General features: G+C 31.7%; 14 protein-coding genes. 1 reads left to right on the forward strand and 13 read right to left on the reverse strand.

The features are described 5' to 3' along the window. Positions 1–24 precede the first annotated feature (24 nt). From OS188_RS05545 to OS188_RS05570, 6 genes are all read right to left on the reverse strand, one after another. Positions 25–852: a sensor histidine kinase gene (locus tag OS188_RS05545; protein WP_267147835.1), complete on the reverse strand. Its 828-nt coding sequence runs from the start codon at positions 850–852 to the stop codon at positions 25–27. Further along, on the reverse strand, positions 836–1,549 hold the full coding sequence (locus OS188_RS05550) for a hypothetical protein (protein ID WP_267147836.1): 714 nt from the start codon (positions 1,547–1,549) through the stop codon (positions 836–838). Before OS188_RS05550 ends, OS188_RS05545 begins: the two co-directional genes overlap by 17 nt. Positions 1,550–1,913: 364 nt before the next feature. Further along, complete coding sequence (locus OS188_RS05555) at positions 1,914–2,177, reverse strand: hypothetical protein (RefSeq protein WP_267147837.1); 264 nt, start codon at positions 2,175–2,177, stop codon at positions 1,914–1,916. Positions 2,178–2,192: 15 nt separating this feature from the next. Further along, positions 2,193–2,912, reverse strand: a complete 720-nt coding sequence (locus tag OS188_RS05560) for a hypothetical protein (protein ID WP_267147838.1) — start codon at positions 2,910–2,912, stop codon at positions 2,193–2,195. Positions 2,913–2,915: 3 nt separating this feature from the next. Further along, positions 2,916–3,416, reverse strand: coding sequence for a hypothetical protein (locus OS188_RS05565; RefSeq protein WP_267147839.1), 501 nt, complete (start codon positions 3,414–3,416; stop codon positions 2,916–2,918). Between the two features lie 116 nt (positions 3,417–3,532). After that, entirely contained in the window at positions 3,533–5,071 is a 1,539-nt protein-coding gene (locus tag OS188_RS05570; protein ID WP_267147840.1) for a YifB family Mg chelatase-like AAA ATPase, read from the reverse strand. Between the two features lie 147 nt (positions 5,072–5,218). Here OS188_RS05570 and OS188_RS05575 point away from each other — a divergent pair, with 147 nt between their 5' ends. After that, complete coding sequence (locus OS188_RS05575; protein ID WP_267147841.1) at positions 5,219–6,196, forward strand: NAD(P)H-dependent flavin oxidoreductase; 978 nt, start codon at positions 5,219–5,221, stop codon at positions 6,194–6,196. 321 nt (positions 6,197–6,517) lie between these two features. On the opposite strand, the gene OS188_RS05580 is transcribed toward OS188_RS05575, so the two are convergent. The 7 genes from OS188_RS05580 to OS188_RS05610 all read right to left on the reverse strand — a co-directional run bounded on the left by OS188_RS05580 (position 6,518) and on the right by OS188_RS05610 (position 14,195). Continuing rightward, the gene (locus tag OS188_RS05580; RefSeq protein WP_267147842.1) at positions 6,518–7,477 is read right to left on the reverse strand and encodes a YheT family hydrolase; all 960 of its coding nucleotides are present in this window, start codon (positions 7,475–7,477) and stop codon (positions 6,518–6,520) included. A 3-nt stretch (positions 7,478–7,480) separates the two neighbouring features. Further along, positions 7,481–9,100, reverse strand: coding sequence for an adenine deaminase (ade, locus tag OS188_RS05585; RefSeq protein WP_267147843.1), 1,620 nt, complete (start codon positions 9,098–9,100; stop codon positions 7,481–7,483). A 164-nt stretch (positions 9,101–9,264) separates the two neighbouring features. Continuing rightward, positions 9,265–9,975, reverse strand: coding sequence for a response regulator transcription factor (locus OS188_RS05590; protein WP_267147844.1), 711 nt, complete (start codon positions 9,973–9,975; stop codon positions 9,265–9,267). A 5-nt stretch (positions 9,976–9,980) separates the two neighbouring features. Then, entirely contained in the window at positions 9,981–11,522 is a 1,542-nt protein-coding gene (locus tag OS188_RS05595) for a sensor histidine kinase (protein WP_267147845.1), read from the reverse strand. 113 nt (positions 11,523–11,635) lie between these two features. After that, a complete protein-coding gene (coaE, locus tag OS188_RS05600) occupies positions 11,636–12,223 on the reverse strand; it encodes a dephospho-CoA kinase (RefSeq protein ID WP_267147846.1) in 588 nt (195 codons plus the stop codon). Continuing rightward, positions 12,220–13,188 (reverse strand): YbbR-like domain-containing protein, encoded by a 969-nt coding sequence (locus OS188_RS05605; RefSeq protein ID WP_267147847.1) that lies wholly within the window; start codon positions 13,186–13,188, stop codon positions 12,220–12,222. Before OS188_RS05605 ends, coaE begins: the two co-directional genes overlap by 4 nt. Then, the gene (locus OS188_RS05610) at positions 13,182–14,195 is read right to left on the reverse strand and encodes a glycosyltransferase family 2 protein (protein ID WP_267147848.1); all 1,014 of its coding nucleotides are present in this window, start codon (positions 14,193–14,195) and stop codon (positions 13,182–13,184) included. Before OS188_RS05610 ends, OS188_RS05605 begins: the two co-directional genes overlap by 7 nt. Positions 14,196–14,221 lie beyond the last annotated feature (26 nt).

The raw sequence follows: 14,221 nt of genomic DNA on the forward strand, positions 1-14,221 counted from the left end.
ACCTTTAATTAAAAAACTATATTTTTAATTCTTGGAAGCAAAAGGATATTCAATAGTTAGTTTTACTCCTTCATTGGGTTTTGAATATAAATCGAATTTAGCATCAATTAGCTCTGCTCTACTTTTCATATTAATAAGCCCTGAACCCTTTTCAGTTAATTCACTATCAAAGCCTTTCCCATCATCTGTCGCAACAATAAGCAGTTGATTATCTGAAAAATCCAATTCAATTTTCAAGTTTTTAGCCTCGGAATATTTAACAGAATTTGAAAAGAACTCTTGCAGAATTCGGAATAAAATAATTTCATGTTTTTTATTTGTTAACGACCGTTTAGTTCCTTTAATCTGCAATTCGGCAGAAGCAAATTTCATTCGTTTTAATCTATCTAATTCGTTAGTAATAGATTTTTCAAAACCAATATTTAAAATAACATCGTTGTTTAAAGATTTGGAAAGAGATCGTACTTCCTTTAAACTTTCTTTTATGGTTCCGGTTGTAAGGTCTAAAGTCTCTTTCATATCTTCAGGAACCTTTGTTGCTAACATATTTAATTGCATACTGGCAAAAGCTAATAATTGTCCTACGTTATCATGTAATTCCCACCCAATATGTTTTAATGTTTGCTCTTGAATTTCGGTTTGCGTTAAGGCAATTTCCTCGTCGAAAGCTTGTTGTTGCTTTATTTTGTCTAATAATAGTTTATTCTTTCGTTTCTGAAAAACAACAAAGAAAATAACAACCAAGGAGGTAACTATTAAGAGAACCCCAATCATATAAATTAATAAGTAGCGTTCAGCAGAAGTAGAAACTGTTGGTTGAGTTTGTAAAAAAAGACTAATTAATTGAATCATTTTTCGGTTTTAGTACTATTAGAACAACGGTAAAAGAGAGGTACATAAATATCTTGGCATACAGCATAATCATCCATTTTAATTCAGCCTGAACTGGGTCTGTATCTGCATTCCCACAAACAAAGTGTACTAATGGCATAGTGACGAATAACCAAATTAAGAGTATGGCGCTTATATAAAAGTTAATATCTTTATTAAACTCTAAAACATTATTGCTTTGCAACATTTCATATAAATAAAAGATTGCGGAAAGCATAATTAGAGACATATGTCCAATTCTAATTATTTTAAATGTACCATTGAAAAACTGTGAAAAATTGAAAGCAATACTAGCCAAGGAAATTATTAGAAATAAAAATACGGCATATTTAAGAATTGACCTTAAAAATTCTATTTTTAGTACTTTCCTGTAATACCAGACTATAAAAACAGCGGACCCAATATACCACGTTAAATTAACCCACCAAAAGTTAAATTTGATTTGAGTGTTCTCTATGAGATGAAACAAACCAAAATAATTTAAAACCCATCCATAAAACCCAAACAGCTCTGCAACAAAGACATAAAATAAAAAGTATATAAAATATTTTACTACTGTATGCTTATAATCCTTAAGCACTAAAAGTCCAGTAATAGCAGCTATGAATACAACTGCTAGATTAATATTTACGTAATTGCTAAGTAAAAAATCCTTCACTTTTAAAACATTTAATAGGTAAAATAATAATTTTCAATTTAATACAAATAATTAAAAGAATGAATAAAACATAATACTTCCAATGTACCAAAATATTGTATAAACCCAATAATTTTTCCTAAAAACTGTTTTGTCAATTATCAGTTTTAATTCACTTAAAGACTCATATTTAGATAAAAGTAATGGATAATATGCAATTAATTCAATCAAAACAACATACCCAAGAAACAAAATCCAATATTTAGTGGAAGTGTTTTTATATTTTTTATATAAAATAAATCCCGTAATGGCTGAAACAAAATAAGGCCCTTAGTAATAAAACTATAATAGGTAATTATAAAATCATTCATTCCTTCAATAAATTTTATTGAGGATACTTAGCTGATGGAGGTATTCCGGGATCTCCTTCATTTAACCCACCTCCTCCAGAAATATCTCCTCCAGGTGGCAACATATTAATTAAGGTACTGTTTCCTTGAGATATGTTCTCTACGCCTGTTGGCACTAAAAGCATGGTGGTGTAACCAACTTCTCTGTCAGTTGGATAAGCGCCTAAATACACTCTTACGCCATCCATTATGTAACCTAACTCTTTAGATTCGTTTTCAGCATAATTTTTAAATTTCATAGTCTTATTTTATAATTAGATTTCTTGTTCTGGATCACACAAAATTAATGCTAAAGAAAATGTTGAATACATAAATAAGTTTGAAAATAAATACACATTACTTCTTAAATTTAAATAACCAATATCGTAAGCAGAAAAATATGCTTCATAAAATAATAGTGTGGTTATAATTAACCACCATAAAAACATAGTTATGCTAACTATTGAATTTAAAGATTTATAAAATACCAATATTTTATCACTATTGAGGATTTCAATAAAATACAATGAAATGCAATTTAGAATGACTAAAGCCCCAAAAATATTGACAAACTTTAATAGTGAATTAAAGAATGCATCTACATTTTGGCTAATATAAATAATAGAACTTGCTAAAAATATCAAACAAATATATTTTACAATTTTCTTAAAGGTTCTATTTTTTAGTATCACGTAATAATAATAAGACATAAATAAAACACTTCCAATATTCCAAAAGATTGTGAACCACCAAAAATTTCTACTAAAATAGGTACCTTTCAAGTAGTTTCCTAAACCATGAAGCTCTTCAATTTCTATAACATAAGATGGATAACTCCCTATAAAATCAACTAAAGCAACATAAACTAAATAATATATAAAAATTTTGCTGTTATAATTCCTATATTTTTTATAAAACATAATACCTATAACAGCACACACAACTAAAATTAAATCATTTAATTGTGAGCCATAATTATATATAAAATCTAACATGATTTATTGTGGGTAATTAGCTGGTGGTGGCATTCCGGGCTGTCCTCCATTTAAACCTCCTCCAGGAATATCACCACCTCCAGGTGGCAACATATTAATTAAGGTACTGTTTCCTTGAGATATGTTCTCTACGCCTGTTGGCACTAAAAACATGGTGGTGTAACCAACTTCTCTGTCAGTTGGATAAGCGCCTAAATACACTCTTACGCCATCCATAGTATAACCTAGTTCTTTAGATTCGTTTTCGGCATAGTTTAAATAATCTCTCATATCCTTTAAAGACCACCAAGCAGATCGGTTGTCTGGACGCCTAACAATAGAGTCGCTAATTAAAGCATGTCTTTTATCAAAAGCTGCATCTAAGACTCTGGCTTCTTCTGAAGTTATCAGTCCTTTTGGCGCTACAATTGTTACTTGTGTTTTAGTTTCACAGTTTGAAAAAAAATAATAAGTGACCAAAGCACCAATAATAACTCCTAAAATTAATAGACTTAATTTTTTCATGATCAAAATGATTGATTAATAGATTCTAAATGTATTAAAAAGATTGAAAATTCTTTCAATAATTGTTAATAAAATCATATTCTTTCAATCTTATAAAATTCCAGTTTTTTCAGAAACTAACCCAACCAACCTTCTCTATCAAGACTTCTGTACTGTATAGCTTCGCTAATATGAGCTCCTTGAATGTCTTTACTTGCTTCCAAGTCGGCAATAGTTCTAGATACTTTTAAAATACGGTCGTAAGCTCTTGCCGAAAGGTTTAAGCGTTCCATGGCTGTTTTTAGCAACTGCATAGAAGCCTCATCTAGCAAACAGAATTTTCTAATCTGCTTTGTGTTCATTTGCGCATTATAATGTACTTTATCTGAATCCTCAAAACGTTTAGTCTGTATGATTCTTGCTGCAGTAACACGTTTTCTAATTTCAATGGACGATTCGCTTTTTCTAGTATCAGAAAGTTTTTCAAATGGTACCGGAGTCACTTCTATATGAATATCTATTCTATCTAATAAAGGTCCTGAAACCTTGCTTAAATAGCGTTGCATTTCGGCTGGAGATGAAGTTATTGGAGAGTCTGGATCGTTAAAATAACCGCTCGGACTTGGATTCATACTGGCAACCAACATAAACGATGACGGATAAGTAACTGTAAATTTTGCTCTGGAAATGGTAACTTCTCTATCTTCTAATGGCTGGCGCATCACTTCCAGAACATCGCGTTTAAATTCTGGTAATTCGTCTAAAAATAAAACTCCATTGTGAGATAATGAAATTTCACCAGGTTGTGGGTAGCTCCCTCCTCCTACTAAGGCAACGTTTGATATGGTATGATGTGGACTTCTAAAGGGACGTTGTGCCATAAGCCCCGTGCTATCTTTAACACGTCCGGCAACCGAATGTATTTTTGTAGTTTCTAAAGCCTCATGCAAAGTCATAGGTGGTAAAATACTTGGCAAACGTTTGGCCAACATTGTTTTTCCTGCACCTGGTGGCCCAATTAAAATAATATTATGCCCACCGGCAGCTGCTATTTCCATACAGCGCTTTATAGATTCTTGTCCCTTAACATCGGAAAAATCAAACTCCGGAAAATTCAAGCTCTTATTAAACTCTTCTTCTACATTAATAATGGTTTGTTCTAACGGCTCTCCTTTATCAAAATACTCAATCACTTGTTGAATATTCTCAACGCCATATACCTTCAATCCAGAAACAATACCAGCTTCTTTTGCATTTTGAATTGGTAGAATAAACCCATTAAACCCTTCCTCCTTGGCTTTTATAGCAATGGGCAAAGCTCCTTTAATAGGTTGCAAAGAACCATCTAAAGACAATTCTCCCATAATAAGAAAGTCTTCCAGGTTTTCAGCTTGAATTTGATTGGTTGCTGCCAGAATTCCCATCGCTAAAGTAAGGTCGTATGCAGAACCTTCTTTGCGTAAATCGGCCGGAGACATATTTATAATAATCTTCTTAACGGGAATTCTAAAACCGTTGTTCTGCAAAGCTGCTGCAATTCTATAGTTACTTTCCTTAATAGCGTTGTCTGGTAAGCCCACCAAGTGATACCCTACACCAGTGTCTACGTTAACCTCCACAACTATTGTAGAAGCTTCAACTCCAAAAACTGCGGATCCAAAAACTTTTTTAAGCATAATTGAATGGTTTCTTTAAATGTAAGCCAAATAAAACAATTATTGAAATATGAAAGTACTGATTAAAACAAACTCCGTTATTATCTGGAAATAAATCTTTTCAAACAAAAGTTAAGATTGGTATCTTTGCATTTAAAGCTAATAAAAATGAACAATCCTTCTTTTATAAAAGAGTTAAGTATACCTGCAATTGCTGCTCCCATGTTTTTAATTTCTGGACCACAATTGGTTATTGAGTGTTGTAAAAATGGAATTGTAGGCACTTTTCCTGCTTTAAACCAAAGAACGAGTGAAGGTTTTGAAGCTTGGTTGATAGAAATTAAAACAGCTCTCTCTAATTTTGAAAAAGAAACAGGAAAAAAAGCAGCTCCTTTTGGTGTAAATTTGATTGTTCATAATACAAACCCTCGTTTACAAGCGGATTTAGAATTATGTATTAAGCACAAAGTTCCTATTATTATTACGTCTTTGGGTGCTGTTTCAGAATTGGTTGACGCTATACACAGTTATGGCGGCTTGGTGTTTCATGATATTATTAAAAAACGCCACGCTGAAAAAGCTACTGAAGCAGGTGTTGACGGGTTAATACTTGTATCGGCAGGTGCTGGTGGGCATGCCGGAACCATAAACCCCATGCCATTAGTTGCCGAAATTAAAAGTTTTTTCAAGAAAACTATCATTCTTGCTGGAACAATAAGTACAGGCCGTGATATTGCTTCTGCTTTGCAAATGGGAGCTGATTTGGCCTATATGGGAACTCGGTTTATTAATACTATAGAAAGCAAAGCGCCCAAAGAATACAGAGAAATGATTATTGAAACTGGAGCAAGCGATATTGTTTATACTGCTGCCATTTCTGGCGTTGCTGCCAACTTTTTAGGTCCTAGTATAAAAGCTATGGGAATTACCGAAGAGATGCTTAAAAGAAAAAAGAAAATCGATTTTGGTGAAGAATTAACAGCGCATAAAGACGATGCTAAAGCTTGGTCTACTATTTGGTCTGCCGGACAAGGTGTCACCAATATTCATGATGTACCAAAAGTTTCTGAATTAGTATCTGAGCTCAAAAAAGATTTTATATCTGCTATTGAAGAACAGGCAAAATACTTGGAAGCTTATAAGTAATCTATTAACTTTATTTTATCTACTTAACACAGATTATACAAGGTTAATCTAAAAATTTTTTTATGACATTTAAACAAATAAAACCTTAGTCACCTTACATAAATAGAATTCAGAATTTTTCGTCAAAAAAATTGCAGGTTACACCATATCCACAACCCCTTTAAACACTTATAAATAGGGAGCTACAAGAGGTTCACTCGTAGATACTCCGTATCAAAGCCATACAAACCCTATATCAAAGCCGTATAAACCTTATGGTTAGGGTGTCAAAAAAAGTATTGCAACTAGTAAAGCTATACAACCTTGCACCAGTACTCAAAATCAAACTTTCTTGACAAACTCCAAAGCCCGTTTTTCATTATAATAAAAACCTCCAGATTGAAAAAAACCTACATGGCCTCCATGATTTGGCATTTCCAAAAAAAGATTTGGATTGTTTTTAGCTTCTTTTACAGGATAACATTCAGCTGATAAAAACGAATCGTTTAGAGCATTAATAAGCAAGGTTGGAGTTTTGATGTTGGTTAGAAATTGCAAGCTACTACTCTGCTTATAATAATCTTGAGCATTCTTAAAACCATGAGCTTTAGAGGTGTACAAGTTATCAAAATCATAAAGAGTTTTAATAGAACTAATGTCGGCCTCGTTTATTTCATTTCTGTGCTGTTGTGCCTTTAAATACAACTTTGTTTTTAAGTTCTTTTTAAATGTATCATGAAAAACTCTATTTTTAACAGTGTGCAATTCTTTAGCAGACCCAGCTAAATAACAAGGCACAGAAACGGCGATACCTGCTTTAATCTGTTCTGGAATATTTTGAGTTTCCCCTAAATATTTTAAAGTAACATTGCCTCCTAAGCTAAAGCCCTTAATATAAATTTGAGAGTATTTAGTGGAATTTAAAACATGTTGAATAACCTGTTCTAAATCTTCGGTTTCTCCGGAATGATAGGAACGGAAGGCCATATTATCTTCCCCACTACATCCACGAAAATTAATTGAAACGGCATCAATATGGTTTTGATTAAATATTTTAGCGGTTCCAATCATGTAATGTCTTTGTGCATTGCCTTCCAAACCATGAAGAATAATAATGAGTTTATCTGTTTTTGTATCTGAAAAACTCCAATCTAAATCCATAAAGTCGCCATCAGATAAGGTGATGCGTTCTCTTTTTTGAACCAAACCATTAACTTTTCTGAATAAACCAGAATACACAGTTGATATAAATCCGTTTCTGAAAAAAATCGGAGCTTTATAAGTAGATTCTATAACAGGCATTCTCTATACTTCTAGATTTGTAAATTTGAATGTATTTCCATCAAACAAGCCTTTATCGCTTAATTTTAAAGATGGAATTACCAATAAAGCCATAAAACTCAAAGTCATATAAGGTGCATGTAATGTGCTTCCCAATTGTTTTGCCATCTGGTCTAATTCGGCATACTGTTTTCCAATGGTTTCGGCATCTTGGTCACTCATAATACCTGCAACTGGAAGTGCCACGACCTTAGAATCTTTATCAGAAACAGCACAAATACCACCTTTATTTTCAATAAGCAAATTAACAGCTTTACAGATTGCTTCGTCACTAACTCCTACTGCAATAATATTATGAGAATCGTGACCAACAGAACTTGCAATGGCTCCTTCTTTTAATCCAAAATTCTTTATAAAAGCAATGGCTGGTTTCTGATTTTGATATCTGTTAACAACGGTCATTTTTAAAACATCTTTTTCAATATTTGAAACTATATTTCCGTTTTGCAACAGACTTTCTTCAATAAGCTCGTTGGTAACCAACTGACCTTCTAAAGCTTCAATAACTCTAATCTCTTTCGCAGAAGATTCAAATTTAAAATCAGAAACTTCTTTTTTATCTGTATGAAAGTTGTTTAAAATTTTAAATGGTATGGAATTAATTTTTGAAACACCTTTATCAAATACCAATTCCCCATTAATATAGGTTTGAAGAGTTTCAAAATCTTTTAAATCTTTCACAACAATACAATCTGCAGCATCACCAATTTGCAATAAACCAACATCTAAATTATAGTGTTTTACAGGATTTACACAAGCTGCTTGCAAGACTTTAAAAACATCCATACCTTTATTTACAGCTCTTTTACAGAGATTATTTATATGGTGCAGCAGTAAATCGTCTGGATGCTTATCGTCGCTACAAAACATGATATTTTCAAAATACTCAGGAAGCAAATCGATAAGGGCTTCAAAATTTTTGGCAGCTGAGCCTTGTCTAATTAGAACTTTCATCCCTTTTTGAAGCTTTTCTAGGCCTTCTTCAAAAGTAAAACACTCGTGATCTGTACTAATTCCTGCTTGAATGTATTTGGTAACATCATCACCTCGTAAACCTGGTGCATGTCCATCTACTGGCTTGTTGTAATGTTTGGCCCATGCTATTTTTTTTAAAACTTCTTCGTCATCAAATAAAACACCTGGATAATTCATCATTTCGGCTAGATACTTAATGTCAGGATTTGCCATTAACGCTTTAATTCCATCAGAATCAATTACAGCTCCGGCCGATTCGAAATTTGTAGCTGGCACGCAAGAAGGCGCTCCAAAATTGAATTTAAAAGGGGTTTCTTTTCCGTTATTTATCATGAATTCAACACCTTCAATCCCCAAGACATTAGCTATTTCATGTGGATCTGAAACGGTTGCAACGGTTCCATGCTTCACCGCAATTCTAGCAAATTCACTTGGAACCAACATGGAGCTTTCTATATGAATATGAGCGTCTACAAACCCAGGTAGAATATATTGGTCTTCGTGATGCTCTTTTTCCTCTATATTAAAAATCCTCCCATCTTTAATGGTAATTTCACCTTTAAAAATACGACGATTAAGAATATCCACTATCTGACCTTGAAGAATCATTTTTATTGATTTTTTAAATTTTTATAAATATAGAAAACAAGCTGTCTAATAAAAATCGAACTACAAAAATTTTATTGGTATTAGAATACTTATTATTTTAGAAATTGGCAAAAAAAAGACTGCCTTCTTAGACAGTCTTTCTTTCTATAATTCTATTTTGGCGACTATGCATTTTGGTTAACTACCAATCTAAACCCTTCTCCGTGAATATTTAAAATTTCAACATTTTCGTCTAATTTTAAGTACTTTCTCAATTTAGCAATATACACGTCCATACTTCTTGATGTAAAGTAATTATCGTCTCTCCAAATTTTAGTTAAGGCCAATTCTCTTGGCATTAAATCGTTTTCATGTAAGGCTAACAAACGCAGCAATTCATTTTCTTTAGGAGATAATTTAACTTGTTCTCCTCCATCAAAAACTAAGAAACGCAATTTCGAGTTTAGGTCAAACTTTCCTATTTTAAACTCAAACTGCTTGCTGTCTGCTACTGTTTCTGTGGCTTTACGCTGCATAATGGCTTTTATTTTCATTAATAAAACCTCACTATCAAACGGTTTGTTTAAATAATCGTCTGCACCTACTTTATACCCTTTTAAAACGTCTTCTTTCATGGCTTTAGCTGTCAGGAATACAATAGGTACATCTGTATTTTTCTCTCTAATTTCTTTAGCTAAAGTAAATCCATCTTTATAAGGCATCATGACGTCTAAGATACATAAATCGAAGTCGTCTTTCTTGAACTTTTCAAAGCCTTCCATTCCATTTTTGGCATGGGTTACTTCATAATCGTTCATGGTTAAATAATCTTTAAGGATGGTTCCAAAATTTGGATCATCTTCAACTAATAGTATTTTCTTTTGTTGTTCATTCATAGCTTTTACGATATTAATGGAAGTTTAATAATAAACAAACTTCCCTTGTCCTTTTCACTTTCAACTGATATATGACCTTGATGGTCTTCTACAATTCGTTTAACATAGGCTAAACCTAATCCATGACCTTTTACATCATGCCTGTCCCCCGTGTGTTCTCTATAAAATTTTTCGAAAACACGTTTTTGCGCAGCTTTCCCCATTCCACTGCCTTGATCTTTTATTTTAATAATTATATTAGTTCCTACATTTTCAGTAGAAACATGAATTATTGGTGCTCTGGATTCTGGGGTATACTTTATAGCGTTATCCAGAATATTTACAATAACATTTGTAAAATGTGTTTCGTTTGCTAATACCATAGAATTTGTTGCAGCCAGATCTACATGAATTTCACCGTTTTTATCTTCTACAATTAACTCTACATGTGTTAGCGCATCTTCTATTAAGTCGTGCATTATAACACGTTCCTTACTAATATTTAGTTCGTTTTTTTCAAGTTTAGATATTCTTAATACATTTTCTACTTGCGCGTGCATGCGCTTATTTTCATCTTTTATCATTCCCAGATAACGCAGCACCTTTTCTTTATCATCAATAATTTTAGGATTTCTAATAGCATCTAAAGCTAAATTTATTGTAGCAATAGGAGTTTTAAACTCGTGCGTCATGTTATTAATAAAATCCGTTTTTATTTCCGAAATTTTACGTTGCTTTATTAATTGCATCAAGGCACTTGCATAAGCAATAATGATAATAGAGGTGAAAATTATTGAAAGCAAAGTCATTCTAATAATAGACGACTGTACAAACGTATTTCTCTTTGGAAAATTAACTAGTAATCTATAATTACTTATATCGTTTTTATTTTGAAAAATTGGAACACTAAAAGTAGATTCCGTTAATAATTCAAAATCGTCCGATTGAATTTTAGTTGCTAAATCGTTACTATAAATAGCAAATTGAAAATCTATATCGATATTATCTTCTAATAATTTCAATTTTAAAAGTCTATTTATTTCAGCTCTGCTTACACGTTTATGAATAGGAACTCGGTAAGATAAATCCTCGTATGCTGTGTCGTAAAATATTTCGACACCTTTTGAGAGTTTACCAAATTCGAACATCATGGCATCTAAATTCAAATTAGAATTAGATTCTAATGCATTTCCCTTTAAAATTTTCGTTTCTCTATCGCTCAGTACCTTTTTTATATTAATACTATCTAAGCCTATGTCAAAGATCGATGAAGACAATTTATAATTCTCTTCTAAAATACTGTTTCTATAAATTAATTTTTCGTTGGAGCCTCTTCCTTCTTCTTTTAAATATAATTGTCGAAATGCCATGGTATCAGGTTTAACACCTTGGTCTAAAAGATCTTGGAATTTTAACACATAATCTTTAAACTCTGTATCTTCTATTTTTTTAGAAGTAAAACTCAGAGCCTTTTTTACATTAAACGTAAATTGGTCTTCCTCGTTTTTAAGAGAGTTGTTAATATAATAAGCTTGAACGAAAATAATACCTACTAACGATAAACTCATTAATAGTATCAGTATAACGAATAACTTTTTGCTCATCGTCCAAAATTAACATTTTAACATTTACTTTACTTAGCATTTAACCTTACATTAACAAAAATGTTAAAATTTGAATTTTATGCTATTAAGTTAACGATTTTATCGTGAGTAAGTTGCACTTGTTGTTGGGTTTCTTTCAAATCTTTATTCACAATTACAAAATGAGATTTCTCTATTTTGGCTTCATCACTCCATTGGTTGTTTATAATGGCTTGAATTTTTTCTACAGTAGTATCATCTCTCTTTAATAAACGCTCCATTCTTAAGTCTAAAGGAGCGGTTACCGTTATAATATAATCGCAACTGGTATATGCACCATTTTCAAAAAGAATGGCAGATTCTTTTAAAACATAAGGTGCATTTTGTTTGCTAACCCACGTTTTAAAATGTAATGCTACCTCTGGATGAACAATGGCATTCATTTTTTTTAAACTCTCTTCACTATTAAAAATTATATCTGCAAGAAAAGGTCTATTTAAAGTATTGTCTTTATAAGCGTTATCTCCAAATAGATCGATAAGTTTTTTTCTAATAACTTCTGAAGTATTCATAAGCTGTTTGGCTTCGTTATCTGCAATATATATCGGAATTCCTAAAGCATTGAATTGCTTGGCAACTGTTGTTTTTCCACTTCCTACTCCTCCTGTTAAACCAATTATTTTCATTCTATAATTATAAATTCTATATGTTCTTGAGACAATTTAATATGCTTTACATTCTTAGGTTTCTGAGATAATTCCGGAATTAAAAAATCAGATCCATCTTCCAGTTTATTATAATCGCAAACAATTTCAAAATCGGTGGCTTGAACATTGTTATAATTAGACAAACTTGTGTAATAAGTTACATAAACTTTTTTAGGAAAGTACTTAATTGTAAGGTTTTTTGGGATGTTTATAACTGAGACTGGAACTTTTAAATGCCCTTCGGTAAATTTTTCGACTGTTCCGTGGATAGCGACCTTAGAAAGAGAGAAGCTTAGATTTCCATTTTCATTTTTAGGTAGTTTCAAATTAACTACCTGATCAATATTAGACTTTATATCTTTTATCTGAATAGAATCTGTCTCAATCGTAGTTATTTCAGAAACCAAAATATCTGGACCAATTATTTTTATTGAGTCCGGCACTATTTTTATGGAATCTAGCAAATCGAATCCTTTATTAAAGTGAAAATCCCCTTTTAATTTAACAGGAACTTTTTTAACTGTATTTACGTCGTATCTAAACCTGAGTGTATCTGGTGTAATACTTACAATTTCTTCACTTTTAGAAAACTGTTCGTTTAAGTCGGAAAATCCTTGGTGTTTATTCCAAACATAAAACTCTTTATTTTTGGTAATATGTTTCCCGAAGTCTATATTAATTTCTGGTTTTTTAAAATAATATTTAAGAAGATTAAAGCCTTGACTCTTTAAGGTAATATGAAGTTTTTGTGAATTATTATTTAATACCAAATGCTTTTCCGGAATACCTGTTTTTTTTATGTTAAAAGTGATGGTATTAGTAAAGGTGTTGGATAGTTTTAAAAGCAAAAGCACAATAAAAGAGAACAAAACAAATAAAATAAACACATTTATTTTTTTATTTTTTACTGAGGCTAATATTTTAGTTCTAATTTTTTCTAGCATGTTGTTTTAAAGAATAAGTCTGGAAATATATTATCTGGTGTCTTATTTATAAAATTTATTAAAATTGTTGACTTTAAAAACCCAAAACCATAACCAAAAAATTGAATAACAATTGCATAAAGTGACAACAAGGCTATTTTTAAACTCTTAGTACTATATAAGGCCATTATAAAAGCCACCAGAAAATACAGAGCATATAATATCAACGGAATTTTAATAGCAGTAAAAACAGCTAAAAACGTGGCTACAATAAAACCTAAAACAAATCCTGATGGAAACCAATAAGTTATTTTCTTTGTTTCGGGGTGCCATTTATTTAAAATAGGTCTAACCAATCCAAATTTATTTACTTGTTTATAGAATTTAGACCAAGAAATACGGCGTTTATGATACACATATGCTTCTGGAATTAGCTTTGTTTTATACCCAAGATTCCATAATCTAATGGACAAATCTGGATCTTCGCCTGGATGAATTTCCCCAAAACCTTTAGATTTATTAAAAGCCTCTATAGAAAGTCCCATATTAAAACTTCTAGGCTGAAAGGTATTCACACTTTTTTTATTTCCTCTTATTCCTCCTGTTGTAATCATTGACGTCATTGAGAAATTTATAGCTTTTTGGATGTCTGAAAAAGAATCATGCGAGGCATCTGGACCTCCAAAACAATGCACAAAATTTGAATTTAAGCTTTTTTCAACTTCCTCTAAATAGTGTGGTGGCAAAATACAATCGCTATCTAAAATAATATAATAGTTGCCTTTTGCTTGTTTCATACCAAAGTTTCTTGAGTCTCCCGGGCCCGAATTACTTTTTTTGAAATATGCTATATTCAACTTTTGATTATAGGATTCAACTATTTTTTCAGATGTAATAGATGAGCCATCTTCAATAATTACTACCTCAAAATCTAAAGTTGTATCTAATTTTGTAAAACTATCTAACAGCTCTTGTATTTCGTCTGGACGATTATAAACGGGAATTATAAATGAAAACTGTAATTGCATATAACAAATGTAGCTAAACCAATAAA

It is taken from the genome of Xanthomarina sp. F1114 (genome assembly GCF_026410255.1).
Classification (GTDB): domain Bacteria; phylum Bacteroidota; class Bacteroidia; order Flavobacteriales; family Flavobacteriaceae; genus Xanthomarina.

Excerpts from the sequence above, each read along its gene's own strand:
- OS188_RS05605 (WP_267147847.1), bottom strand. The coding sequence starts at position 13,188 with ATGCTAGAAAAAATTAGAACTAAAATATTAGCCTCAGTAAAAAATAAA.
- OS188_RS05555 (WP_267147837.1), bottom strand. The coding sequence starts at position 2,177 with ATGAAATTTAAAAATTATGCTGAAAACGAATCTAAAGAGTTAGGTTAC.
- OS188_RS05560 (WP_267147838.1), bottom strand. The coding sequence starts at position 2,912 with ATGTTAGATTTTATATATAATTATGGCTCACAATTAAATGATTTAATT.
- coaE (WP_267147846.1), bottom strand. The coding sequence starts at position 12,223 with ATGAAAATAATTGGTTTAACAGGAGGAGTAGGAAGTGGAAAAACAACA.
- OS188_RS05595 (WP_267147845.1), bottom strand. The coding sequence starts at position 11,522 with ATGAGTTTATCGTTAGTAGGTATTATTTTCGTTCAAGCTTATTATATT.
- OS188_RS05610 (WP_267147848.1), bottom strand. The coding sequence starts at position 14,195 with ATGCAATTACAGTTTTCATTTATAATTCCCGTTTATAATCGTCCAGAC.
- OS188_RS05570 (WP_267147840.1), bottom strand. The coding sequence starts at position 5,071 with ATGCTTAAAAAAGTTTTTGGATCCGCAGTTTTTGGAGTTGAAGCTTCT.
- OS188_RS05565 (WP_267147839.1), bottom strand. The coding sequence starts at position 3,416 with ATGAAAAAATTAAGTCTATTAATTTTAGGAGTTATTATTGGTGCTTTG.
- OS188_RS05545 (WP_267147835.1), bottom strand. The coding sequence starts at position 852 with ATGATTCAATTAATTAGTCTTTTTTTACAAACTCAACCAACAGTTTCT.
- OS188_RS05575 (WP_267147841.1), top strand. The coding sequence starts at position 5,219 with ATGAACAATCCTTCTTTTATAAAAGAGTTAAGTATACCTGCAATTGCT.
- OS188_RS05590 (WP_267147844.1), bottom strand. The coding sequence starts at position 9,975 with ATGAATGAACAACAAAAGAAAATACTATTAGTTGAAGATGATCCAAAT.
- ade (WP_267147843.1), bottom strand. The coding sequence starts at position 9,100 with ATGATTCTTCAAGGTCAGATAGTGGATATTCTTAATCGTCGTATTTTT.
- OS188_RS05580 (WP_267147842.1), bottom strand. The coding sequence starts at position 7,477 with ATGCCTGTTATAGAATCTACTTATAAAGCTCCGATTTTTTTCAGAAAC.